The organism is Ruegeria sp. YTSC004 (assembly GCF_059609805.1).
Map to the genome: position 1 here is coordinate 110,259 of NZ_JBXWMJ010000003.1, position 23,775 is coordinate 134,033.

Annotated in this window: 24 protein-coding genes and 1 tRNA gene; 13 read left to right on the forward strand and 12 right to left on the reverse strand. The window is 57.0% G+C overall.

Going from position 1 to position 23,775, the window contains the following annotated elements:
• The first annotated feature begins 3 nt into the window (after window positions 1-3).
• From AC2FFP_RS07500 to AC2FFP_RS07520, 5 genes are all read left to right on the forward strand, one after another.
• Window positions 4-1,284, forward strand: a complete 1,281-nt coding sequence (locus AC2FFP_RS07500) for an ABC transporter substrate-binding protein (protein WP_496844867.1) — start codon at window positions 4-6, stop codon at window positions 1,282-1,284.
• Window positions 1,285-1,359: 75 nt separating this feature from the next.
• Window positions 1,360-2,193 (forward strand): ABC transporter ATP-binding protein, encoded by an 834-nt coding sequence (locus AC2FFP_RS07505; RefSeq protein WP_058275083.1) that lies wholly within the window; start codon window positions 1,360-1,362, stop codon window positions 2,191-2,193.
• Between the two features lie 19 nt (window positions 2,194-2,212).
• On the forward strand, window positions 2,213-3,430 hold the full coding sequence (locus AC2FFP_RS07510; protein WP_496765892.1) for a phenylacetate--CoA ligase family protein: 1,218 nt from the start codon (window positions 2,213-2,215) through the stop codon (window positions 3,428-3,430).
• A 119-nt stretch (window positions 3,431-3,549) separates the two neighbouring features.
• Complete coding sequence (locus AC2FFP_RS07515; RefSeq protein WP_496765887.1) at window positions 3,550-5,214, forward strand: ABC transporter permease; 1,665 nt, start codon at window positions 3,550-3,552, stop codon at window positions 5,212-5,214.
• 76 nt (window positions 5,215-5,290) lie between these two features.
• Complete coding sequence (locus AC2FFP_RS07520) at window positions 5,291-5,641, forward strand: DUF2794 domain-containing protein (RefSeq protein WP_496765885.1); 351 nt, start codon at window positions 5,291-5,293, stop codon at window positions 5,639-5,641.
• On the opposite strand, the gene AC2FFP_RS07525 is transcribed toward AC2FFP_RS07520, so the two are convergent.
• The 3 genes from AC2FFP_RS07525 to AC2FFP_RS07535 form a co-directional block, all read right to left on the reverse strand.
• The gene (locus tag AC2FFP_RS07525) at window positions 5,638-6,375 is read right to left on the reverse strand and encodes a C40 family peptidase (RefSeq protein ID WP_496842452.1); all 738 of its coding nucleotides are present in this window, start codon (window positions 6,373-6,375) and stop codon (window positions 5,638-5,640) included. The two genes, AC2FFP_RS07520 and AC2FFP_RS07525, sit on opposite strands and share 4 nt — an antisense overlap.
• Window positions 6,372-7,754 carry a leucyl aminopeptidase family protein gene (locus AC2FFP_RS07530; RefSeq protein WP_496765881.1) on the reverse strand — a complete coding sequence of 461 codons (1,383 nt, stop codon included), beginning with the start codon at window positions 7,752-7,754 and terminating at the stop codon, window positions 6,372-6,374. The genes AC2FFP_RS07525 and AC2FFP_RS07530 overlap by 4 nt, the downstream gene beginning before the upstream one ends.
• A 63-nt stretch (window positions 7,755-7,817) precedes the next feature.
• Window positions 7,818-8,243: a hypothetical protein gene (locus AC2FFP_RS07535; protein WP_496844869.1), complete on the reverse strand. Its 426-nt coding sequence runs from the start codon at window positions 8,241-8,243 to the stop codon at window positions 7,818-7,820.
• Window positions 8,244-8,351: 108 nt separating this feature from the next.
• On the opposite strand from AC2FFP_RS07535, the gene AC2FFP_RS07540 reads away from it, so the two are divergent.
• Entirely contained in the window at window positions 8,352-9,002 is a 651-nt protein-coding gene (locus AC2FFP_RS07540) for a carbonic anhydrase (RefSeq protein WP_109313867.1), read from the forward strand.
• A gap of 103 nt (window positions 9,003-9,105) precedes the next feature.
• Complete coding sequence (locus AC2FFP_RS07545) at window positions 9,106-9,642, forward strand: SRPBCC family protein (RefSeq protein ID WP_496765876.1); 537 nt, start codon at window positions 9,106-9,108, stop codon at window positions 9,640-9,642.
• 112 nt (window positions 9,643-9,754) lie between these two features.
• Here the strand turns inward: AC2FFP_RS07545 and AC2FFP_RS07550 are convergent, their stop codons facing one another.
• The 5 genes from AC2FFP_RS07550 to AC2FFP_RS07570 form a co-directional block, all read right to left on the reverse strand.
• Entirely contained in the window at window positions 9,755-10,153 is a 399-nt protein-coding gene (locus AC2FFP_RS07550) for a VOC family protein (RefSeq protein ID WP_496844871.1), read from the reverse strand.
• A gap of 4 nt (window positions 10,154-10,157) precedes the next feature.
• Complete coding sequence (locus AC2FFP_RS07555; protein ID WP_496765871.1) at window positions 10,158-10,457, reverse strand: ArsR/SmtB family transcription factor; 300 nt, start codon at window positions 10,455-10,457, stop codon at window positions 10,158-10,160.
• Between the two features lie 189 nt (window positions 10,458-10,646).
• Complete coding sequence (locus AC2FFP_RS07560) at window positions 10,647-11,669, reverse strand: aspartate-semialdehyde dehydrogenase (RefSeq protein ID WP_496765869.1); 1,023 nt, start codon at window positions 11,667-11,669, stop codon at window positions 10,647-10,649.
• A gap of 111 nt (window positions 11,670-11,780) precedes the next feature.
• Window positions 11,781-12,815 (reverse strand): glycosyltransferase family 4 protein, encoded by a 1,035-nt coding sequence (locus tag AC2FFP_RS07565; RefSeq protein WP_496765864.1) that lies wholly within the window; start codon window positions 12,813-12,815, stop codon window positions 11,781-11,783.
• Between the two features lie 23 nt (window positions 12,816-12,838).
• Window positions 12,839-14,011 (reverse strand): MFS transporter, encoded by a 1,173-nt coding sequence (locus AC2FFP_RS07570; RefSeq protein WP_496880868.1) that lies wholly within the window; start codon window positions 14,009-14,011, stop codon window positions 12,839-12,841.
• 139 nt (window positions 14,012-14,150) lie between these two features.
• Here AC2FFP_RS07570 and AC2FFP_RS07575 point away from each other — a divergent pair, with 139 nt between their 5' ends.
• Entirely contained in the window at window positions 14,151-15,293 is a 1,143-nt protein-coding gene (locus AC2FFP_RS07575; RefSeq protein WP_496765854.1) for a DUF3095 domain-containing protein, read from the forward strand.
• A gap of 4 nt (window positions 15,294-15,297) precedes the next feature.
• Here the strand turns inward: AC2FFP_RS07575 and AC2FFP_RS07580 are convergent, their stop codons facing one another.
• Both AC2FFP_RS07580 and AC2FFP_RS07585 read right to left on the reverse strand, forming a co-directional pair.
• Window positions 15,298-16,068 (reverse strand): HpcH/HpaI aldolase family protein, encoded by a 771-nt coding sequence (locus AC2FFP_RS07580; protein ID WP_496844874.1) that lies wholly within the window; start codon window positions 16,066-16,068, stop codon window positions 15,298-15,300.
• A gap of 15 nt (window positions 16,069-16,083) precedes the next feature.
• Complete coding sequence (locus tag AC2FFP_RS07585; RefSeq protein ID WP_496880869.1) at window positions 16,084-17,496, reverse strand: pyridoxal phosphate-dependent decarboxylase family protein; 1,413 nt, start codon at window positions 17,494-17,496, stop codon at window positions 16,084-16,086.
• A gap of 240 nt (window positions 17,497-17,736) precedes the next feature.
• On the opposite strand from AC2FFP_RS07585, the gene hpaR reads away from it, so the two are divergent.
• Together hpaR and AC2FFP_RS07595 are read left to right on the forward strand one after the other, a co-directional pair.
• A complete protein-coding gene (gene hpaR / locus AC2FFP_RS07590; protein WP_496765850.1) occupies window positions 17,737-18,171 on the forward strand; it encodes a homoprotocatechuate degradation operon regulator HpaR in 435 nt (144 codons plus the stop codon).
• 485 nt (window positions 18,172-18,656) lie between these two features.
• On the forward strand, window positions 18,657-19,346 hold the full coding sequence (locus AC2FFP_RS07595) for a fumarylacetoacetate hydrolase family protein (RefSeq protein WP_496880870.1): 690 nt from the start codon (window positions 18,657-18,659) through the stop codon (window positions 19,344-19,346).
• Window positions 19,347-19,355: 9 nt separating this feature from the next.
• On the opposite strand, the gene AC2FFP_RS07600 is transcribed toward AC2FFP_RS07595, so the two are convergent.
• Window positions 19,356-20,570 (reverse strand): winged helix-turn-helix domain-containing protein, encoded by a 1,215-nt coding sequence (locus AC2FFP_RS07600; protein WP_496844878.1) that lies wholly within the window; start codon window positions 20,568-20,570, stop codon window positions 19,356-19,358.
• 4 nt (window positions 20,571-20,574) lie between these two features.
• Window positions 20,575-21,600, reverse strand: a complete 1,026-nt coding sequence (locus tag AC2FFP_RS07605; protein ID WP_496765841.1) for a LacI family DNA-binding transcriptional regulator — start codon at window positions 21,598-21,600, stop codon at window positions 20,575-20,577.
• Window positions 21,601-21,714: 114 nt separating this feature from the next.
• Between AC2FFP_RS07605 and AC2FFP_RS07610 the strand changes: the two genes are divergently transcribed.
• The 3 genes from AC2FFP_RS07610 (at window position 21,715) to AC2FFP_RS07620 (ending at window position 23,343) form a co-directional block, all read left to right on the forward strand.
• A tRNA-Arg gene (locus AC2FFP_RS07610) sits at window positions 21,715-21,791 on the forward strand.
• 656 nt (window positions 21,792-22,447) lie between these two features.
• Window positions 22,448-22,735, forward strand: coding sequence for an HNH endonuclease (locus tag AC2FFP_RS07615; protein ID WP_496880920.1), 288 nt, complete (start codon window positions 22,448-22,450; stop codon window positions 22,733-22,735).
• Window positions 22,736-23,115: 380 nt separating this feature from the next.
• On the forward strand, window positions 23,116-23,343 hold the full coding sequence (locus AC2FFP_RS07620) for a hypothetical protein (RefSeq protein WP_496880871.1): 228 nt from the start codon (window positions 23,116-23,118) through the stop codon (window positions 23,341-23,343).
• Window positions 23,344-23,775: the final 432 nt, after the last annotated feature.

Below are 23,775 nucleotides of genomic sequence, written 5' to 3' on the forward strand. Positions count from 1 at the left end.
CCGATGAAATTGAAACTGGCAACCGCGGCGCTAAGCGCCCTGATGGCTGCAGGACCCGCTCTGGCGGATCTTGTGATCCCCGATCTGAGCTATCGTACCGGGCCTTACGCCGCCGGCGGCATTCCGTTCTCGGATGGCTATAACGACTATTTCACCCTGCTAAATGAGCGCGATGGCGGCATCGGCGGTGTTCCGATCCGGATGGTCGAATGCGAAACCGGCTACAACACCGAAAAAGGTGTGGAATGCTATGAAGCCACCAAGGGCGAAGGTGCTTTGGTGTATCAACCGCTGTCGACTGGCATCACCTATCAGCTGATCCCAAAGGTCACCGCAGACGACATTCCGCTGCACACGATGGGTTATGGCCGGACCTCGGCCAAGAACGGCGACGTGTTCAGCCATACCTTCAACTATCCAGCCAACTACTGGGACGGGGCCTCGGGCGCGGTCAATTACCTGCTTGAGGAAAACGGTGGTGACCTGAGCGGCAAGAAAATCGCGCTGGTCTACCACAACTCGGCCTATGGCAAGGAACCGATCCGCACCCTGGAAGAGCTGTCCAAAAAGCACGGCTTTGAACTGGTCGCCCTGCCGGTCGATCACCCGGGTCAGGAACAGAAGTCGCAGTGGCTGCAAATCCGTCGTGATCGTCCTGACTATGTCCTGATGTGGGGCTGGGGCGTGATGAACCAGGTTGCAGTGCAAGAGGCTGCAAACATCCGGTTCCCGATGGAGAACTTCATCGGCATCTGGTGGTCCGGTTCTGAAAACGATGTGCTGCCAGCGGGCGAAGCCGCCAACGGGTACAAGGCGCTGACCTTCCACAATGTTGGCACGGACTTCCCGGTCTTTGACGATCTGCAGAAACACGTTGTCGACGCAGGTAAGGCTGCAGGCGCGGGTGATCAGGTTGGCACGGTTCTGTATAACCGTGGTCTCTATGCGGCTGTTCTGGCTGCCGAAGCCATCAAGAAAGCTCAGGAAATCTCAGGCAATGCGGAAATCACTCCGGCCGAGATGCGCGCTGGCATGGAAGCGTTGGAGATGACCGAAGAGAAGATGGCCGAACTGGGCCTGGCGAACTTTGGTCCGACCTTCTCGGTCTCATGCGAAAACCACGGCGGTGACGCCCTTGTGGGTGTGACGCAGTGGGATGCAGCAAACAAGACCTGGACGCTGATCTCGGACTTCAAGCAGACCGATGGTGAAGTGATCGGCGCGCTGATCGATGAAGATTCTGCGGCCTATGCAGCAGAAAACAACATTGAAGGGCGTTGCTGATCCAGCGCTTTGAACAAACCGGGGCGGCGGCAGACCGCCGTCCCGAACCCCACACTCGCTTAAGGACACGCGCAGATGCTGGATGCGGCACAAACCACTGACACCAAGTCGGAAACCCTGCTTGAGGTCAACAATATCGAGGTGATCTACAATCACGTGATCCTCGTTCTGAAAGGCGTCAGCCTGACTGTGCCCAAGGGCGGTATCACGGCCCTGCTGGGCGGCAACGGCGCAGGAAAAACGACGACGCTCAAGGCTGTGTCGAACCTGCTGCATTCCGAGCGCGGTGAAGTCACCAAGGGAACGATCGAATATCGCGGCACCAGCGTGCATGAAAGCGACCCTGCCGATCTGGTGGAAAAAGGCGTCATCCAGGTGATGGAAGGCCGCCATTGTTTCGAACACCTGACGGTCGAGGAAAACTTGCTGACGGGCGCCTATACCCGCAAGGATGGCAAGGCCGCCATCCAGCAGGACCTTGAACTGGTCTACACATATTTTCCCCGTCTGAAAGAACGCCGCCGGTCGCAGGCAGGCTACACTTCAGGTGGTGAGCAACAGATGGTTGCAATGGGCCGAGCTTTGATGTCCCGACCCGAAACGATCCTGCTGGACGAACCCTCGATGGGACTTGCGCCGCAGCTGGTCGAAGAGATTTTCGGTATCGTGAAGGACCTGAACGAGAAAGAAGGTGTTTCTTTCCTGTTGGCCGAACAGAACACCAATGTGGCTCTAAGGTTTGCCCATTACGGCTATATTCTGGAATCCGGGCGCGTCGTGATGGACGGTCCGGCAGCAGATTTGCGCGAAAACCCGGACGTGAAAGAGTTCTATCTGGGCATGTCCGACGAAGGCCGCAAAAGCTTCCGTGACGTGCGATCTTACCGCCGCCGCAAGAGGTGGTTGTAAGCGAATGGAGGATCTGGCGATGACCTACTACGACGCTCTTGAAACCCGATCAGCCGATGAACGCTCCGCCGATCAGGCACAGGCGCTGCGTACTCAGATTGACCGCGCCCTGTCCGCTCCGGGCTTTGCTGCGCATCTGGCGGATGCGGATGCCAGCGCGGTGATTTCAGCCGACGATCTGGTGAAACTGCCGGTATTGCGGAAATCCGATCTGGCGCAAGCACAGGCGTCGCGTCCGCCATTCGGCGGATTTACCGTCAAACCAGCCCGACATTTCCATCATGTGTTCCAGTCTCCCGGTCCGATCTATGAGCCCGGCAGTACGGATCATGACTGGTGGCGCATGGGGCGTTTCCTGAACGCCGCCGGCGTCGGACCCGGAGATATCGTGCAAAACTGTTTCGGCTATCACCTCACGCCAGCTGGTATGATTTTTGAGAGCGGCGCGCGCGCGGTAGGGGCCGCTGTGCTGCCAGCGGGTACCGGTCAGACCGAATTGCAGGTGACAGCAGCGCGCGATGTGGGCTGCACGTCCTATGCGGGCACACCGGACTATCTGAAGGTCATTCTGGACAAGGCAGATGAGATGGGCGTGGCCCTGAACTTCTCGAAGGCTGTTGTGGGCGGCGGCGCGCTGTTCCCATCTTTGCGTCAGGATTATGCTGATCGGGGTATTTCCTGCCTGCAATGCTATGCCACGGCCGATCTGGGCAACATCGCCTATGAAAGCGCCGCGATGGAAGGGATGATCATCGACGAACATGTCATCATCGAGGTTGTCACCCCTGGCACCGGAACACCGGTAGAGCCGGGTGAGGTGGGTGAGGTTGTGGTGACCTCTTTGAACCCCGATTACCCGCTGATCCGCTTTGCCACGGGTGATCTGTCCGCGATCATGCCGGGTGTTTCACCCTGTGGGCGGACCAACCTTCGGATCAAGGGTTGGATGGGTCGCGCGGACCAGACCACCAAGATCAAGGGCATGTTTGTGCGTCCTGAACAGGTGGCAGCATTGGTCGATAAGCACGAGGAAATCGTCAAAGCCCGTGTCATCGCTGCCCGACAGGGTGAGATGGACACGATGACCGTTCAGATCGAAAGCGCAGGCGGAGACGACATGGCCTATGCCAAATCCGTGGTCGAGGTGCTGAAACTGAAAGGCGCAATCGAGGTTGTAACCCCCGGATCACTGCCGAAGGACGGGTTGGTGATCGAGGATCAGCGCGTTTACGAATAACCCCGAGCCATGTCTGCGGCAGTATGTGCCGCAGATTTGTTTTTCCTGCACTGGTGTTTCTTAGCATTTTGGTCGATTAAAGGCTGATCAATAGCCAACGCCAGTCACAATCCGGGTCCATGGCCGAAATCGACTATTCAGAACACGGGAAACGCAATCGCGGCGCGCTGGGCACCCGGTTGGTGGCCACTGTGGCTTATATGGTAGCAGCCGCTTGTCTTCTGCCCATGGTTGCGGTTGTTCTGGCGGCAGTGACGGGCGGTACGGATACGGTCTCACATCTGTTTGAGACGGTTTTACCCGGTTATGCGCTAACAACCGTGATCCTTGTCGTTTTGGTGGCTATCGGCACGTTCTCTATCGGGGTCGGCGCGGCGTGGCTGGTCACGATGACGCGCTTCCCTGGGGTGCGCTTTCTGGAAATTGCACTGGTCTTGCCGCTGGCCTTTCCAGCCTATGTTCTGGCTTATGCCTATACTTTCATTCTGGATCATCCTGGTATCGTGCAGACCACGCTGCGCGACGTGACGGGTTGGGGGCCGCGCGACTATTGGTTCCCGGAAATCCGATCGACCGAGGGCGCGGCGGCGATGCTGATCCTTGTGCTCTACCCTTATGTATACCTGCTGGCGCGAGCCGCGTTTTTGCAACAAAGCGCCACCGCTTTTCTGGCCGCCCGTGCGCTGGGCAAAAGCCCGTGGTTGGCATTCTGGCATGTCTCGCTGCCGATGGCTCGTCCAGCCATTGCCGGGGGTGTCCTGCTGGCCATCATGGAAACCATCGCTGATTTCGGCACGGTCGCCTATTTCGGTGTTCAGACCTTTGCCACCGGTATCTACACAAGCTGGTTCTCGATCGGCGACCGAGCGGCTGCGGCGCAGTTGGCTTTGTGCCTGCTGGGTTTTGCGCTGGTCATGGCCGTGGCCGAGCGGACGCAGCGCGGCAAGGCAAAGTACTATCAAGCAGGCAAAAGCCATGCGTCCCTGCCTTCGGCGCAGCTTAAGGGCTGGCAATCCGCAGCAGCCATAACCTTGTGCGCTATTCCAGTGGTACTGGGGTTCTTGCTGCCGGTATTTATCTTGATCCAGATGGGCCTGACCTCGGAACAAAACCTGCTGTCTCGGCGATATATCGGGTTCATTCAAAACTCGCTGACACTTGCAGGAGTGGCCGCCGTGGTTACGGTCTGCGCCGCGATCTGTGTTGGGTTCTTTCAGCGCCTTCGTCCGGGTCGAGGATCATCGACCACAGGCTATCTGGCGCGGTTGGGCTATGCGGTGCCCGGCGGCGTGATCGCTGTTGGCCTGATGGTACCCTTCGCCAGATTCGACAACGCGCTGGATTCGTGGATGCGCCAGACGTTCGACGTCTCGACAGGTCTGCTGGTGACGGGTTCGATCTGGTTGCTGGTGGCAGCTTACATGGTGCGCTTTCTGGCGGCAGCGCTCAGCGCGTATGAGGGTGGGCAGAGCACAGTGCACGCCAATATGGATGCTGCGTCCCGGTCTTTGGGCCAATCGCCGCTGGGCACCTTGCGCCGTGTGCATTTGCCAATCCTGACACCCTCATTGCTGACGGCCTTGTTGATCGTGTTTGTGGACGTGATGAAAGAGCTGCCCGCGACCCTGATCATGCGCCCATTCAACTTTGATACGCTTGCGGTCCAGGCCTATCGTCTGGCCTCGGACGAACGGTTGGAGGGGGCAGCGGTACCCTCGCTTGTGATCCTGGCCGTTGGGCTTTTGCCGGTGATTCTAATCTGTCGACAAGTTGGGCGACGGTAAGGCGAAACGATTCAAAATTACCACACCTGTTGGCACCGGACTTGATTCAAATGCGTTTTCCGGCAAGGCTGAGGGTATGAACATGCAGCCTCCCAGCCGGTTTTCTGCAAACTCGGCCCAGATGCCCGTCGCGTTCGACCGGCGCGAGATGTCACATATCCTGTCCGTCTATGGCAAGATGGTCGCCGCCGGAGAATGGCGCGACTATGGTATTTCCAACCTGCGCGACATGGCGGTTTTTTCCATTTTCAGACGCACGGCAGAGCATCCGATCTACCGGGTTGAAAAACACCCTCGTCTGCGATCCAAACAGGGGATGTATTCAGTGATCGGCATGGACGGGCGGATCCTGAAGCGAGGCCATGACCTGCGCAACGTGCTGCGCGTGTTGGAACGCAAGCTGATCCGGTCTGTCGACCTTGATTAGAGCCTTTTGTGGGAAGTTACTGGCCCGTCGCCCTGCTCCAGAATCCGTGTGATTGCTTGATCCATCGGCTCGAACGTCACATCCATGTGGTAGGCGTTGGCGTGAAGCAGCATGTTCTCACCATAGACCCATGCCACGTGACCTTTCCAGAACAATAGATCCCCGCGCTTTGGTTCAGTTCCGGCAGGCAGCGCCGTACCCAGTTCGCGTTCCTGATCACTGCTATCACCGGGGCAGGGTATGCCGCAGGCCAGTAAACCGGCCTGAACCAACCCAGAACAATCAATACCGAAGCAACTGTTTCCCCCCCAAAGATAGGGCGTGCCCAGAAATAGCTCGGCCACCGCTACGGGGTCGGTCAGGTGCGTTGCTCTGAGTTTGGCGTGAATCGCCGGAATGAACCCCAGTTCAGTTTCCAGAAATCTATTCTGTTCCGACAGCACGCATAATTTGCTGCCAAAACTCAGCGATACGCGGTCCGGGCTTTTCATGTCGGGCCGTTGATAGGCATGTGTCGCGGGCGCGGTGACCCAGTGGGTCTGTTGCGCCTCAGGCCCCAGTTGATCGGACCTGACCCAACCGGGATAGCCATCCTTGACCGAGGTGATCCAGCTCCACCCATCGGTATCGTCAACAACATCTACCGGGTCGCCAAACAACAGCTGCCGATCCCTTGGGCCATTCGGGCTGCGCAACAAATCAACAACCGGCTTTATGACGCGCAGGCGGGTCATAGGTTCAGAATCTCGGGCAGGGCGGTCAGCACGGCACGCGGCCCTTGGCCCAGACCGCCCTTGCTGCGTCCGGGGGCTTTGCTGGGCTGCCAGGAATAGATGTCGAAATGCATATAGCGGCTGTCACCCACAAAGCGGCGCAGGAACAGGGCCGCGGTGATCGAGCCTGCGAACCCACCTAATGGAGCATTGTCCAAATCAGCAATGCCGGGTTCGATCATCGCCTCATAGGGTTCATGGAAAGGCATCCGCCAGACAGGGTCGGCCGATTGCCGACCAGCGTTGGCCAGCGCGTCTGCCGCGCCATCGTCATCGGTGTAAAAGGGCGCCAGATCGGGACCAACCGCCACGCGCGCGGCACCGGTCAACGTCGCCATCGAGATGATCAGGTCAGGTTCACCCTCATCCGCCAGCGCCAATGCGTCGGCCAGAACCAACCGCCCTTCGGCGTCGGTGTTGTTGATCTCCACCGTCAGACCTTTGCGCGAGGTCAGGATATCCCCCGGACGGAAGGCATTCCCTGCGACCGAGTTCTCGACTGCCGGGATCAGCACGCGCAGTTGTACAGGTAGCTTTAGTGCCATGATCATCCGTGCCAGACCCAGCACATTGGCCGCACCGCCCATGTCCTTTTTCATCAGGGACATCGAATTCCCTGGTTTCAGATTCAGTCCGCCAGTGTCAAAGCACACACCTTTGCCGACAAGGGTCAGTTTGGGCCCGGTGTTGCCCCATGTCATCTCGATCAGGCGCGGTGTTTGCGCGGCGGCGCGTCCGACCGTGTGAATCAGTGGGAAATTCTGGTCCAGCAGGGCGTCGCCTTGAATCGTCGAACATGTCGCGCCGAATTCCTGCGTCAAATCCTCGGCCGCGGCCTGCAGCTGATCCGGTCCCATGTCCGAGGCCGGTGTGTTGACCAAATCGCGGGTCAGCGCCTCGGCACTGGCCAGCGCCTCAATCCGCGCGGCATCAACACCTTCCGGTGCGACGAGGCGCGCCTTGGCGGGTGATTGATTGGCGTAACGGTTAAAGGCATATCCTGTGAACAACCAACCAAGGCACTCGTTGCTTATCGCATCAGCGGGCACACCTGATGCGATGTGATAGGTTCCCTTCCGCAAGGCTTCGGCCGCCGCTGCCAACGGGAACCGTTTGCGCGCGCGCTTGCTGCTATTGCCATAACCCGCCAAGGCCATTTGGGGCGCACCATCTGATTGAGGGATCAGCAGAGCCTGTCCCATGGCCCCGGTGAATCCATTGGCCTCGACCCACGATGCGATGTGGCTTGGCTGGTCTTGCAGCCAATTGTCGAGATCGGGTTGCGAAATGACATGCAGCGGAACAGAGGGTTCGGACGGCGAAGCGAAGGACAGGGTCATGTGTATCTCGGCTGGTTCGAATTGCGCCCAGCCTAGCCGCCCACGATCCGTCCGCAAGCCCCGTCAGAGGGAAAGATCCTGCTGATCCCAGATCACGGTCAGTGATTTCTCACCTACGCGGATCAGGCGCGACAGGGTGGCCCCCGTCGCGACCGCATCCCCAACATCCACCGATTGCGCCACATCACCGGCGACTCGGGCCAGCGCCGTCATGCCAATCTGTTCGGCAATGGCCACCAGTGACCGCGCACATTTGCGCAGCCCGGCCCAGTCGCGTTGACGCCAAAACTGCTCGCAGTTTGACAGGCGCACGGCCAATTCCTCTACCGTACGGCACAAAACATCCAATGCGTTCTTGTCGCCCAATTGGTGATACAGCCCGTTCAAGCGGTCCGTATCCAGCCAAACGGTTTCTTTTTGTTCAAGCGTGACTATTTTATCCACCACATCTACCCCAATTTTCTTCGCCCCCACGGCATAGCTGGACATTGACGGTAGAATCCTTTGCAAAACCTTGCGTCGATGCTGGAAAATGGGTCGAATTTTCTGCGAATTCAGGTTACAGCAGCCGGCAGATACAAGAACGGGGACATGAGAATGGACTTAGCCAAACCTCTGCCGACCTACCTGGTCAAGCGGTATCACGGATGGAAAGCCACCACCTATTCAGAAAATCAGGTCTGGTATCGCCGCCTGGCGACCGAGGGACAGCGCCCGCGCGCGATGGTGATTTCATGCTGTGACAGCCGGGTTCACGTAACATCGATCTTCGGCGCTGATCAGGGCGAGTTCTTTATTCACCGCAACATCGCCAACCTTGTGCCGCCTTACGCCCCTGATGGCGATCACCACGGCACCAGTGCGGCAATCGAATACGCGGTTACGGCGCTGAAAGTTGCGCACCTGATCGTTCTGGGCCACTCGCAATGCGGAGGTGTTCAGGGCTGCATCGACATGTGCAAGGGCAAAGCCCCGCAACTGGAAGCAAAAGAAAGCTTCGTTGGCCGCTGGATGGATATCCTGAAACCGAAATATGAATTGGTTGCCGATGTTGAAGACAGCGTCGATCAGGCACGGCAGTTTGAACGGCAGGCAGTCGTGGCATCGCTGGAGAACCTGATGACCTTTCCCTTCGTTTCTTCTGCGGTAGATGACGGCTCGCTGAGCTTGCATGGGCTGTGGACTGACATCGGTGAAGGTGGGTTGCAATGTTATGACCCTGCCGAGAAGAAATTCGTGGTTGTCTAAGCGACCCGACATCTGAAGAATTCGAATGGCGTGGATCAGGTCTCTGATTTCGCGCCATTTTTTGATATGATCGGAACCACACTCTTTCGATCAGGAGCGCGTCATGCGATTCATTAAACGTATTTTCATCACTCTGCTTGTTCTTATTCTGGTTCTGGTTGGTGTGTCTTACCTTTTGCCGGGCAAAGCCGAACTGTCCCGCAGCATCACGATCAACGCACCCGCCAGCGCTATCTTTCCTTACGTGAATTCGATGCAGGAAACTGAAAAATGGTCACCTTGGTTGACGCGCGATCCCGAAACCCAGCTGTCCTACAGCGGCCCCGAGGCGGGCGTTGGCAACACCTTGAATTGGGCATCTGAACACCCGCAGGTTGGTACTGGGTCACAGGAAATCGTCGAAAGCGTTCCGGATCAAACCGTCATAACGGCGCTTGATTTCGGTCCGATGGGGTCCGCATCGGCCTCCTTCGATCTGACGCCCGAGGGTGAACAGACTCAGGTGACTTGGGGGTTCGAATCCGATCTAGGCATGAACCCCATGTCGCGCTGGATGGGCCTGATGATGGATAAGTGGGTCGGCGGAGATTACGAGCGCGGTCTGACAAACCTCAAGGCATTGGTTGAGCAGCAGGGGTGATTGGCAGAAGCTCTCATTTTTGTTCGAGTCGATTCTGCCGGATACTGCGATTTAACCGAACGGCTTTTAGATGCCGTTCGGAAGGAGATCATGGTGACTAATTTGACGTTTACTATTGGGCAGTGTCCATCATCTGGATCAATTGAATGAGGTTCCCACAGGTATCGTCAAAGATCGCCATGCGAACCGGTCCGGCATCCATTGGCTCAACAGTGAACCCTACGCCAAGATCGCCCAGCCTTTTCCTTTCTTCATCCAGGTCTTTCACCTGAAACGAATGTGCAGGGATACCGTCAGAGACAAGTGCTTCTTTATAAGGTTTCACAGCAGGGTGGTCGCTTGGTTCAAGCAACAACTCTTTTCCTTCGGGTTCTTCGCTTGACACCACTGTCAGCCAACGATTTTCACCCAACGGGATATTGTTCTTAACTGTGAAGCCGAGAGTATCAGTATAGAATTTTTCTGCCTTGTCTTGGTCGTCGACAAAAACGTTGGTCACATAGATTTTCATTTTTCTATCCCTTCTGTTTGTATTTCATGAGCCATGATGCCGCGGCGATATGATCTTCGTTGACGATTAGCGAATGGGCTTTCGTCCGCCCCCTCCATGTGGTCTCGATCAAACCAGCCTTCTCCAAAACGGTGAGATGCTGGGAAACCGTCTGGCGGGACAAAGCGATGCCATCCTCTGCAACCGATGCCGCGCATACCTCGAACAATGACTGAGCCGTTTGTTTGCTCAGATGGTCGATGATGCGGCGGCGCGTGCTGTCGGAGAGAGCTTTGAAAATAAGATCGAGGTGATCATCTGTCATCGAAATCAATATGCAGTAAACTTACTGCATATCAAGTTTGATTGCAAAGCGGGCTGAACATTTGGCCAAGAAAACAGCAAAAAGGCTGCAGAAAGCAGGCAAACAATTGTCGCGCTACACCAGACAAAAAAAGCCCCGCCGGGAAAGGCGAGGCTTAAATTCTCTGTTCGCTAAATGCTGAAAAGGAACTTAGCCCTTTTTCAGAACCTCACGGCCCAGCAATTCGGCGATTTGTACTGCGTTCAGGGCTGCACCTTTGCGCAGGTTGTCCGAAACGCACCACAGGTTGATGCCGTTCTCAATGGTCGAGTCCTGACGAATGCGGCTGATGAATGTTGCGAAATCGCCCGCGCATTCGATCGGCGAGACGTAGCCACCGGGTTCGCGCTTGTCGATCACCATGATACCCGGTGCCTCGCGCAGGATGTCGCGTGCTTCGTCTTCGTCCAGAAATTCTTCGAACTCGATGTTCACGGCCTCAGAGTGGCCAACAAAGACCGGAACGCGGACGCAGGTGGCTGTGACCTTGATCGACGGATCGACGATCTTTTTGGTTTCCACAACCATCTTCCACTCTTCCTTGGTCGAGCCGTCTTCCATGAAGACGTCAATCTGGGGAATGACGTTGAAGGCGATCTGCTTCTGGAACTTGTTCGGCGGCACGTCCGTGGTTGGGTTGTAGACCGCTTTGGTCTGATCCCACAGCTCATCCATACCTTCCTTACCGGCGCCAGACACCGACTGATAGGTCGACACGACGACGCGCTTGATGCGCGCGCGGTCATGCAGCGGCTTCAGCGCGACAACCATCTGCGCGGTCGAGCAGTTGGGGTTGGCGATGATGTTCTTGTTTTTGTAGTCGTGGATCGCCTGCGGGTTACATTCCGGTACGATCAGCGGAATGTCCGGGTCATAGCGATACAGCGACGAGTTATCGATCACCACGCAGCCTGCGGCCGCCGCCTTGGGGGCGTAGACCTTGGTCGCTTCGGACCCCACGGCGAACAGCGCCATGTCCCAGCCTGTGAAATCGAACGTGTCCAGATCCTTGGTAGTGAGTGTCGTGTCGCCAAAGCTTACTTCAGTGCCCAGCGAACGACGGCTTGCCAGAACAGCAAGTTCATCGACGGGGAACTGGCGTTCAGCCAGAATGTTCAGCATTTCGCGGCCCACGTTACCCGTGGCGCCGACGACTACGACGCGATAGCCCATTTCATGTCTCCAATGTTAAGGACGCGCGTTCATAGCTGCGTTGCGGCAAAGAAAAAAGAGTTTTCGGGGCATTATTCCCGTAATGACGCCGATTTTACGCAGTCCGGCGCGTCAGGTGTCGCTCAGGAGCCGTTCATAGAGCGCCACGAGCGTCTTTGCCTCACCACTGATGTCGAAATTCTGCTCGACATGGGTGCGGGCTGCGATACCGGAATGGGCAAGGGATTCGCAGTCGGACAACATCTCGGCGGCGGCTTCGGCCAGCGCGGGGATATCACCAGGTTCGACCACTCGGCCCAGCGACGGGTCGGTGACGATCTCGGAGAACGCGCCTACGTCGGTCGCAACAACCGGCACGCCGCAGGCCATTGCTTCCAGCGGCGTCAGGCCGAACCCTTCCCACCGTTGCGGGGCGATGAACAGGTCCAGCACCTGATACCATTCGGCGATCTGATCGACGGTCACCTCGGGCATGAACAGAACGCGGTCGGACAGGCCCGCCTCGGCGACCTTGTCTTTCAGTTCGGTCAGGAAGCTGGTGTGCTTTTCCGTGGCGCGGCCCATGACGATGCCATGGACGTCGTCAAAGCGGCCGCACAGTTCGATCATTGCATCGACAAAGGCATCGGTGCCCTTCTGGTGACGAATGCGGCCGTAGCAGCCCAGCAATAGACCATCTGGCAAACCCAGTCGCGCCCGAACAGCTGCTTTGTCTTCGGGCGGTGTGAAATCCTGCAAGTTGATGCCATGCATGATGACCTGCGCATCTCTCTCCAGATACTCGGCGGTTTTGCGCGAAGTCGCGACGACCGCGTCCATTTTGTCGATCAGCCATTTGGTGTAGCCGCTATGCGCGCGTTGCGAGGCGCTGGTGAACAGCAGCTTCAACCGCAGCCGCAGCACATTGCGCAGGATCAGGCCCAGCAGCATCTCGGTATTGCGGCGCGCGTGCCAGACGCGCAGTGTTTTGCGCGACAAAAAGGGCAGGCGGCCCAGCGGGATATGTGGGATGTCTTCCGGCAAGCCCGGCCCGGTGGCGGCGATGTCGATCCATTGCACCTGCAGCGGCACCAACCGGGCAATCGTCGCGGTCACACCCGAAAGTCTGCGTTTGAGGTTGGGGGCAATGACGCGCGGGTCGGACATGGACACTCCTGGCAGTTCCAGCGTCAGTCGACGCTGTCGCGGCTGAACAGATAGATCACGCAACCGATGGCCAGCGTGACCGCAAAAAAGCCGAATATCGCTGTGTAGGGCGCGGTCGGGCTGATGTCCACCGTGGCAGCGTGGATGCGGCCGGTAACAAATTGCGCCAGTCCTACACCGCCAATGCCAAAGAGGTTCAGCAGGGTCATGCCGCGCCCAACCAGATGCGGTGGCACAAAGGCCCGTCCATGAGCCATGATGACCGGAAAGCTGGCCCCCAGAAACCCGATCGCTGCCATCAAAACAACTGACAGCCAAACCGCGTTGTCCACCCAAAGGCACATCAGAACCACCTCCACTGTGCCCAGCGCGTTGCCGCCAAAGATCACCCACTTTCGCGTGCCTAGCATTCGATCGAGCGGCCCATAAGCAAAGGTACCTGCAATCATCGCCGCCCCCATAATCAGGGTCGCTGTCCCGATCTGGGTGGTGCTAAGGCCGAAGGTATCGCTGAGGTATGGCCCGGCCCAAAGGCCGCGCGTCGCCGCCGACGGGGCATAGGCCACCAGCATCAGCGGCAGGATCGCCCACAGGGCGGGTTCTTTCAGCAGGTCCAGCACCGATCCCCTGTGTTCGGTCTCGACACGTTTGGGATCATGCACGCTGAACCAGATGCCCAACGCGATCGCGGCAGAAAAAACAGCTAGCGTCCCCATCGTGGCGCGCCATCCCATCAGCTCGACCGCCAGCGCAGTAGGGTACGAGGCAACCAGATTGCCGACCGATCCGACGCCCAGCATGACAGCCGCCAAAGTGGCGAAGCGGGCAGGTGGGAATTCGCGGGCGAAGATATAGTAAGATGCCATCAACACCGGTGAGCAGCCGACCCCGATCAACCCCATGGCGATGGCGATGTGAAAAGGGGAGCTGGATAGGGCAAACAATGCCGCTCCGCCGGCACCACCGACCAGCAGCAAGACCGCCGCCGTCAGGCGCGGTCCAACCCGGTCCAGTGCCCAGCCTACGGGCAACTGCATGGCGGCAAAGATCAGAAACCAAAGACCTGACGCAAAGGCCAGATCCTCTGGCGTGGCCCCGATATCGCGCCCCAGATCAACACTGAGAACCGCGAGAAAGGCGCGAAAGAACTGGCTGAGCACATAGCCCAGGCACAACACCACCAGACCTGCCTTCATGAAAACCCTCTCCCCCAAACCGGCGAAGAAATGCTTGGCACGTCACGGTGCCACACACAAGCGCGTGTGCTATACTGATTTTGCCGGACAGTGATCACATTCGGGCTATCCTTATCCTTACCGAATATCCGAGGTGCCAATGAAAGACGCCCAGGCCGCGTTCTATGACAGTCTTCCCCTGTTGCGGGACTTTACCCGTTTGGTGGACCCGGCGCGTTTCTCTGCTGTTCCGGGCGATTGGGCATTGGGCGTGGCAGATATCGTAGATTCCACCGGTGAGATCGCAAAAGGGCGATACAAGACGGTCAACATGGTCGGCGCGGCGGTGATCTCGGCCATGATCAACGCGCTTCACGGCAAGGAGTTCCCTTATGTTTTTGGCGGCGACGGTGCCGGATTCGCCGTGCCCGCAAGTGAGATCGACACCGCCAAAGCGGTATTGGCGGACCTCAGGTGCTGGGCGGAAGAAGAATTCTCGATCTCGCTACGCGCGGCGTTGGTTCCGGTTGCCGAAATTCGTAAGGCAGGAAAGGACCTGCGGGTCGCGCGTTATGCGCCGTCTGATGGGGTGGATTACGCCATGTTTTCGGGTGGCGGGTTGGCCTGGGCCGAAGCGCAGATGAAGGCTGGTACCTTTACGGTGCCGCCTGCCAAACCTGGTGCGCAGCCCGACCTGACCGGATTGTCCTGTCGGTGGTCCAACAGCAAAGCACGCAACGGTCAGATCGTCTCGGTCGTGGTTCAGCCCACAGCAAATGCGACCGAGAGTGACTTTGCGGATTTGGCCCGCTCGGTTCTGTCAGCTTCGGAGGGGTTGGAGCGTTCGGGTCATCCAGTACCAGAAGATGGCCCGCCGATCAGCTGGCCACCTCCGGATGTTGGCCTGGATGCCCGCGTATCACGAGCTGGGAACAATTTGTTGCTGCAGCGGATCAAATTGCTGGGCCAGAACTTTTTGATCGCCCTGTTGTTCACATCGGGCAAACGGTTGGGCAATTTCGAACCCGGCCATTACAAGCGCATGGTCAGCCGCAACGCCGACTACCGTAAATTCGATGATGGGTTGAAAATGACGCTGGATTGTGACGCTGCCACGTTGACGCAAATCCGGATGATGCTTGAACAGGCACGCGGACAGGGCAAGATCCGCTATGGGCTGCATGCGCAAGACGAGGCAATGATGACCTGTATCGTCCCCTCGGCGACGCGCGACGATCATGTTCACTTTGTGGATGGGGCATCGGGTGGTTATGCGCAGGCCGCGGCCACCATGTACGCCTGACGCGCTATTTCGCCTTCCATTTCGCCGCCAACGCCCGGGATGCCTGCGCCAGCAACATCACATCAATGCCGACCGCAAGAAACTGTGCGCCCATTTCATAATAGGCTTGGCTGGCCTCGTCATTGGTGCCCAGAATGCCGGGCGCTTTGCCCGCGGCCCTGATCCTTGTGATGGCATCCGCAATGACAGCGCGCACTTCCGGCGCTGCGCTGTTTCCTTGATATCCCATGTCGGTGGACAGATCCGCTGGGCCGATAAACACCCCGTCGACGCCTTCGACCTTCAAGATATCATCCAGCGCAGCCATTCCGGCGCGGTTTTCCACTTGCACCAAAAGGCAGATTTGGTCGTCCGCAGATTGAATGTACTCGGGGATCGAGCCGTACATAGTCGCCCGGGCCGCACCGGCCCCAACGCCACGCACGCCAGTTGGGGGATAACGGCAGTCCCGAACCAACTGTCGCGCCTGATCGGCGGTTTCAACCATCGGTACCAGAACAGTTTGCGCCCCGGCATCCAGCACCATCTTGATCAAAGCGGTGTCGCCGACGGGAACCCGCACCACCGGGTGCGAGGCGCAGGCCGCCAACGCCATCAGCTGATCACGTATTGATCGGATATCGTTCGGCGCATGTTCACCGTCAATGACCAGCCAGTCAAACCCGGCGGTGCCCATGGTTTCTGCAGTGACGGATTCGGCAAAACTCATCCAGCAGCCGATCTGCAGTTCACCCTGTATTAGAGCCCGTTTGAAGCTGTTTTTTGGGACTGGCATGGCCGGACCTCCTGTTTATGTCAGTGTGCGGGCGATTTCGGTTATGACGTCATAGGCCATTCGAACATCGTCTTCGGTGGTTTCGAACTGACCGGCCTGAAACCGGATCACCAGATCGCCATCCACGCGGGTTTGCGTCAAATAGATGCAGCCGTCGTCATTGATGGCGTTCACCAGGCGCAGGTTCAAATCGTCCAGATCCGCATGACCTTCCGGCGCATAGCGGAACGTCCACAATGACCACATGGGCTGAGTGACGATTTGGAAATCCCCCTCGGCCGCCAGCCGATCATGCAGCGCCACAGACCAGTTCACGTGGTTGCGCAGGCGTTGGCGCAGCCCTTCCAGACCATAAGCCCGGATCACGAACCACAGTTTGAGCGCCCGGAATCGGCGGCCAAGTGGCACAGACCATTCCGAATAGTTGATGATGCCATCCTTGCCGTGGGTCTTGAGGAATTCGGGGCTGATCGCCAGCGTCTGCACCAGATCATCGGGGTCTTTCAGGAAATGCGCACAGCAATCGAACTGCACACCCAGCCATTTATGCGGGTTGAAAACGATGCTGTCGGCCTGATCCACTCCGGGCCAGTAGTGGCGGTATTCCGGGCAGATCATCGCCGATCCGGCCCAGGCCGCATCTACGTGGGAGTAAAGCCCGTATTTCTGGGCAATCTTCAAACATTCATCTACGGGATCCGTAGCCCCCGTTCCTGTACCGCCAACGCAAAGGATGACGCCCGCCGGATGCAAACCAGAGTCTAAATCGGCCTGGATCGCTGCCTCCAGTGCTGCGGGATCCATCCCGCGCCAATCTCCCTTGATCGGAATCCGCACCAGATTGTCTTGCCCGATCCCCGCAACCCAAATGGCACGATCGACTGACGTGTGCACTTCGGCCGAGCAATAGACGCGCAGGGGTTTTTGCCCAAAAAGACCCTGTTGATTTCCCTGCCACTTCAACGCCTTCTCGCGCATCGTTAGTACAGCAGCCAATGTCGCTGACGAGGCGGAGTCTTGAATAACGCCAGCGAATCCCTCGGGCAGGTCCAGCGCGTGGCGCAACCAGTCCATCATCAGTGTTTCCATCTCGGTCGCAGCCGGTGAGGTCTGCCACAACATACATTGCGGTGCGATGGCGCTGGCCAGAAATTCGGCCAGGACCGATGGGGCTGAAGCGTTCGAATTGAAATAGGCAAAGAACCTTGGATGTTGCCAATGAGTGATCCCCGGCATCACGATCTGTTCGAAATCCTGAAACACGTCCTCCAGTGGCTGCGCGTGTTCGGGTGGCCGCGCGGGCAGGGCGTTGAGGATATCCCCCGGCTCAGTCCGGGCGCGGACGGGTTTGTCACCTACAGTCAGGTGGTAATCCTGCGTCCACTCGGCAATTCGTTTGCCCCAATCCGAAAACTCATCCCACTTCATTTTAACCCTCAGATTTCTGCCAACCCCGGGATCGGACCGGGACTTAGTTTCTTTGCGCGTCCAGTGATCGTCATTCTGAAGAAAACGTCAATATTAATTGCTTTGTTTACTAATTTTGAGATGCGCCTAGATGCTGCGCTGTGCCGAAAAAGGTCGAATACTAAACAGTCAAATCTTTGATATCATATATAAAATGCTTGGCCAGTTGCAGTTTGATCCGATTTGGGCAAAAATTCCACTATGACCAGAGACCTGCCTAATACGTCCCGCTCATTGCCGATTGCACTGCTGCGGGCGCGCGAAAGGGTCATGGGGCCCATTCGAAATATGCTGGCTGATGCGGGTGTTACGGAACAGCAATGGCGCGTTCTACGTGTTCTGAAAGAAGAAGGCCCCCAAGAGCCAACGCATATCGCGGATCGATCGTGCCTTTTGCTGCCCAGTCTGACGCGCATTCTGCAAAAACTGGAAGCCAAGGATTTGATCCGGCGCCGGGTCCATCCCGAGGATAAGCGTCGTCAGATCATCGATATCACGGCCAAAGGCCAAAAGATCATCCAGGACAACATGCAGGTGACACTACGCCTGGCTGAAGAGATCAAGACCCAGCTAGGCCCGGATCGGCACGAAGCGCTGCTGGACCTGCTGAACGATCTGCATGATCTGAAGACCTGATCGCACGTCGCGTATGCAAATGCTTTTGTCCCCGCCAGAGAAGTATGGGTATCCTCCGGCGGGGTGGCCAGACTTTGACTGGACTGCGTGTCTGGCCTGTGGCCGGATGGCTTTATCCGGCTCACACCTCAGAGAAACAGCCACCTGAAAATAGGCGGACATCCGGACCCAAAGACCGTGTGGGGGTACAGGTCTTTGGCCATCGCTCTCTGATTCAGTAGCACCCGCCTGCAGGCAAATCGCCTGATCAGCGACGGGTGGATTTCGGTTCTCGCCAGGGAATGAGTGTCTAAACGATGTTGGCGTGATCCATGATACAACCAAAGGTAGCGCGTGCCCAAGGTTTTCCAAGGCGAAACTTTGAATTGTGAACAGCCAGCGACGAGGCCAGTTCGCATGATGGTGATGCCCGTCGTCCTGCATGGCTTGTTCAACGGGCCCTGCCAACTTAGAAACAAGCTGCCAGTTGCAGTTAGGGGGCTTTGATGCCGGACAACCTGTTTTCCTTACCCGACCCGATTTCGATCCCGGTTGAGGGTGAATTGTCGACGTATCCCGTGGGTCGCATATTCTGTGTCGGCCGCAATTATGCGGCCCATGCGGCCGAATTGGGAAATGAGGTCGATCGTGAGGCGCCTTTCTACTTTACAAAATCTGCCCCGAACGCGGTTCTGTCAGGTGCAACCGTGCCTTATCCGCCGGGAACTGAGAATTTTCACCATGAGATGGAGCTGGCGGTTGCGATCGGAAAACCCGTTTTCCGTGCAACGCGTGCCGAGGCGTTGGATGCGGTTTATGGCTACGGTTGTGCGCTGGACATGACGCGCCGTGACCTGCAAATCCGCGAACGGAATAAACAGCGCCCGTGGGATCTGGGCAAGGATCTGGAAAACGGCACCGTGCTGGCCCCGTTGACCCGCGCGGTAGATTGGTCGCCGGACGACAATAAACGCATTTATCTGAACGTGAACGGGGAAACGCGGCAGGACGCGACGCTGGAAGAGCTGATCTGGAAGATAGATGAGGTCATTTGCCATTTGTCCGGATACTACCACCTGCGAGCCGGTGATCTGATCTTGACTGGTACACCGGCTGGGGTTGGCCCGGTGTTGGCGGGCGATGTCCTGGAAGGCGGGATTGACGGATTACAGCCTATCAGCCTGAGTTTGATCTGAAAAAAGACCCTATTTAGGGTCTTTTAACCAATCACGGGCGAATTCTACGTTGTCCAACCCGGTGAATCGTCGGACTCGGTCGAGCTCTGATTGCAACCTTTTGGTTCTGGCATCGGACCAGCGCACGGATCGTTCCGGCCATAAGGCGCTGACTTGTAACACCCCGCGATCCCGGTTGGCTTTCATGTCAATCCGCCCGATCAATCGGTCGCCCTCAAGCAGCGGGAACACATAGTAACCGTAGGTTCGTTTTGCAGCGGGTACAAAAACCTCGATGCGATAGTGAAAGCCGAACAACCGTTCGGCCCGATTGCGGTCGCGCAGCATGGGATCAAATGGGCTAAGGACCCGAATGCGGCCCGAGGGACGGGGTGCAGCCTCTGCATCCTCGGAAATGGTTGGTCGGGCGATCACTTTGCGCAGCTTGCCGTCCACGCAGGTCACCTCGATCTCTTCCAATTTTCGCTGAATTAGACCCTGTTCACACCAGGATTTTGCCTCGCTAGTCGTGACAGTGTCCCAAAACGCAGCCAATTCGCCCGAGGTTGCAAACCCCAACCGGTCAAGCGCCGCGTTGCACAGCCAATCCACTGTCTCCTCGGCGTCACAGGGCATATCGCTTGGGCAAAGATGCGTTTCGATCACCCGTTCAGTCAGATCATAGCGCTTTTGAAATCCTTGCCGCCCTATGACCGTCAGTGCGCCCGAGCGCCAAAGAAACTCCAGCGCCGTTTTTGACGGGTGCCAGTCCCACCATCCGCCGGATCCCTTTTTCTCGTCCTTGCCAACATCGGACGAAGAGACCGGTCCGTGGTCCTGGATATGTTGCAGAACGGTTGCAAATCGCTGCTCGAACCCGTCGCGGCGCCAATTCTTCCATCGGGACTTCAGCAAATCTGCATCGCGTTGAAAACGCAAATGCCAGTGCGGATAAAATTCCATCGGAATGACAGCCGCGTCGTGGGTCCAGTGTTCGAACAGTGCGCGGTCGCGTTCATAAAGGCGTTTGAGATTGCCGGCGCGATAGGATGGACGGCGCGAAAACAGGATCATGTCATGGGCGCGCGCAACCGTGTTGATGCTGTCCAATTGCACAAAGCCAAGACGATGGATCAGGTCCAGCAATTCCGCGCCTTTTGCGCCGCCCGATGGCGGCTCGGCCAATGCATGACGATCCATGAACAGCGCGCGAGCTGTTCGGTTGTCCAGCCGTTGCAGCGCCACGTGTTCAGCGCCGCTTTAGGGTGTCGCCAAAGCTGATCTTGGGGGTCAGGGTCACACGCGTGTCGACCTCGGCATTGGGATCAGCCAATTGCGCCGCGATGATCTCTGCGGCTGTGCGTCCGATCTCCAACCTGCAGGCGTCCATTGTGGCCAGCTTGCGCGGCAGACCTTGCAGAAGCTCGACATTGTTGAACCCGGCGAGGCCGATCTGTCCCGGCACATCAATACCCTGATCCAGCAGATACAGCAGCCCACCTGCACCGATCATGTCATTGGAGTAATAGAGGAAATCCAGATCGGGGGACCGTTCCAGCATGGTCTGGGTCATCTCACGCCCTTTGGCCAGAGCCGATCCACCAGAGTAGAATTCGCGATCCTCGATCTCAACCCCGTGTTTGCCCAGAACTTCGGTGAAGCCTTCGAACCGTTTGCGCGCCCGGTGATCCAGCGGCATTTTCGTTCCCATGAACCCGATATGCTCATAGCCCGCCTTTAGGATCGCCTGCGCCATTTCGCGCCCGGCACGACGATGGGAAATCCCAACCATCGCGTCGACCGGTTTGCCGTCGGTATCCATGATCTCGACCACCGGAATACCAGATGAATCCAACATGGCGCGCGCGGCCTCGGTGTGTTCGAGGCCAGCAATGATTACTCCGGACGGCCGCCACGAGAGCATCTCGTACAGCACTTTTTCTTCTTTTTCCGGCATATAGTCGGTGACGCCCACAACCGGTTGCAGCTCGGTGTCTTCCAGCACCTGGTTAATGCCGGTCAGAACCTCAGGGAAGACCATGTTCGACAGCGAGGGAATGATCACCGCCACCAAATTCACCCGGCTGGAGGCCAATGCGCCCGCAATTTTGTTGGGCACATACCCCAGCTCTTTCGCGGCGGCCAAGACGCGGGTGCGCGTGGCGTCCGAAACATCGCCCCTGTTGCGCAGAACCCGACTGACCGTCATTTCCGACACTCCGGACGCTTCCGAGACATCACGAAGGGTAAGCGGGCGTTTGGTTTCTGTTGTCACTGAGGCACCTGCGATGTTGTTTTGCCTGATGGTAGCGTGAACAGCGCAAGTTTTACAACCGTCGCGCAAAGGTCATGACAAGGTTGAAAAACCGGGCTAAAGAGAGCGTCGCACGGCCCCGTGGCTCAACTGGATAGAGCAGCCCCCTCCTAAGGGGCAGGTTGCAGGTTCGAATCCTGCCGGGGTCGCCAATAAACTCAATGACATAACCTGATACGCACTTTGCTTGTTTTTCGATACGGAACGATATTTGGAACGAAACGTTCCATGATCTCTGTCTTCGATTCCAAGCAAGACAGTCTGGTCTCACGTCCTTCTTCCGAAGCAATGCTCGCAGGCTGAATGGAATCGACTCGATTGTTTTTTGTTGGGATAAAGCGAGCTTTGCAGTTTGTTCCGCAGTGGGGTCGCCCAGATTAAACTGCAATGCTTCCGCTTGACATACTAATCGTCTAAGTTGTGCTCAGCCAATCATTATTTTCTGCTGCCTGTTTGAGCCATTCTTTTCGGAAGTTGTATCAGCATGAAGCCATTACAGCCTGGAGCGTGGCTCCACGATCTTGTCACGATCTACAATGAGCTTGGAGGACAAGCTTCATACGGCGACGTTTACGAACTTGCCGAACGCCGCAGAAAGTCTCGAGGGGCAAGCTGGACGGCTAATGTCGAAGCAACTATTCGCAGGACTGTTGAAGACCATGCCGAAAGCTCTTCAAATTTTAGAGGCGATCCCGTCTTTTAAAGCGTCAGCGGACATGGAAAGGGAGTGTGGGCCTTGCTCCCCGAATACATCACTGCTTCAACGCCGCCCGCCAACTCTCCAGCATACCTCGAAGGCATTGAGGGAGTGGCTCAGGAGCGGCGGTATCCTCTTCGTTTCCGTAACTCAAAATTAGTCGAAGAACGAAAGAAACTCGAAGACTATTCATGCCAAGCCTGCGGTTTTCACTTGGAGATTTCCGCAGGTAAATTCGTTATTGAGGTCCATCACCTCAATCCATTGGGAGAATTGTCTGAAGCGACCCTACCGACGATAAGCGAGTTAGTCTGCTTGTGCCCAACTTGCCACCGAATTGCCCATATGAGAGCCAAAAAGCCCTATACCATTGCAGAAATCCGAGATTTGACAATGTAACATTCCATCCAAGGGACTGTGATTTATCATCTCCAAGGCTACCGCCAAAATCTTTTCCAGAGAAAGTCCACATGAGAACGACTTACGAGCACCGGTTTCCGTCCTGTGAGAAGGCACTTGAGTATATAAAGGCCTCCTATTGGGACTACGTTGGCCGCAGAGGTCTCCTCAGGAAACACGACCGCTACGAGGGTAGTATTTTTTACACAAGAGCGGGGGATTTGACTGGGCGCGAGTATGAAACCCGATATGCCCTCAAGTTGTATCAGGACGGATATGTTTCGCTACAAGCGATAAAAGATACGAGCGGCAATCCGCCTCACGTGAAAACTGCCCTTCCTGATGTTCTTTGGGCATCCGCAGGTGCCAGGAACTTCAGTATGAAGATGGTAGAGAAGGTGAACAATGTGCTGAAAGAGGACGGGTCCGATCTGTGGGTCGCGTTCCGCCATCACCCGTCAATGTTTCCTTTGCACAGAAAGAGTGAGACGAAGCCAATCACCACTCTAAAAAGCTCTCTGGAAGCGATTGACTACGATCCCAAACGGAACGGGCTGAGCACTCGCGCCGGAAAAATCTTGCATCGCGCCCTGAATGGACATTGGTGAGTATTCTCCGAGACACGTTGGGGAATGCAGGGTGCCAAAAAGCTCTGAAGACAATATGGGCCAAGGAAATTGCCTGCTACTCTGCTACCTCACGCGCCTTTCAGGCGCGGGGACATCTACTTGGTGGGCTTCTTCTATCAAATCAATTTCTCCGGTCGCGGCGAGCCGCCTTGGATTTGCAAAACGCGTTCGAAGTGTGTCCCGCAACATTACCAGCTTAAACCAGAGACGATTAGCCAATAAACTGGATTCCCAATGAAAATGATATTCTCCGTGTGGCAAATCCAACAGGCCCATCCGAAATACGCCCATCTATCGCCAGAAGCGAGCCGCTGCGTTTCGCCGCTGGAACGAGTGTGCCATCGAACTAGTCGCTTGAGCCGACGCGAACCGACTACGTCTTAGGAGATTGAAACAACGTGTCAATGCCCT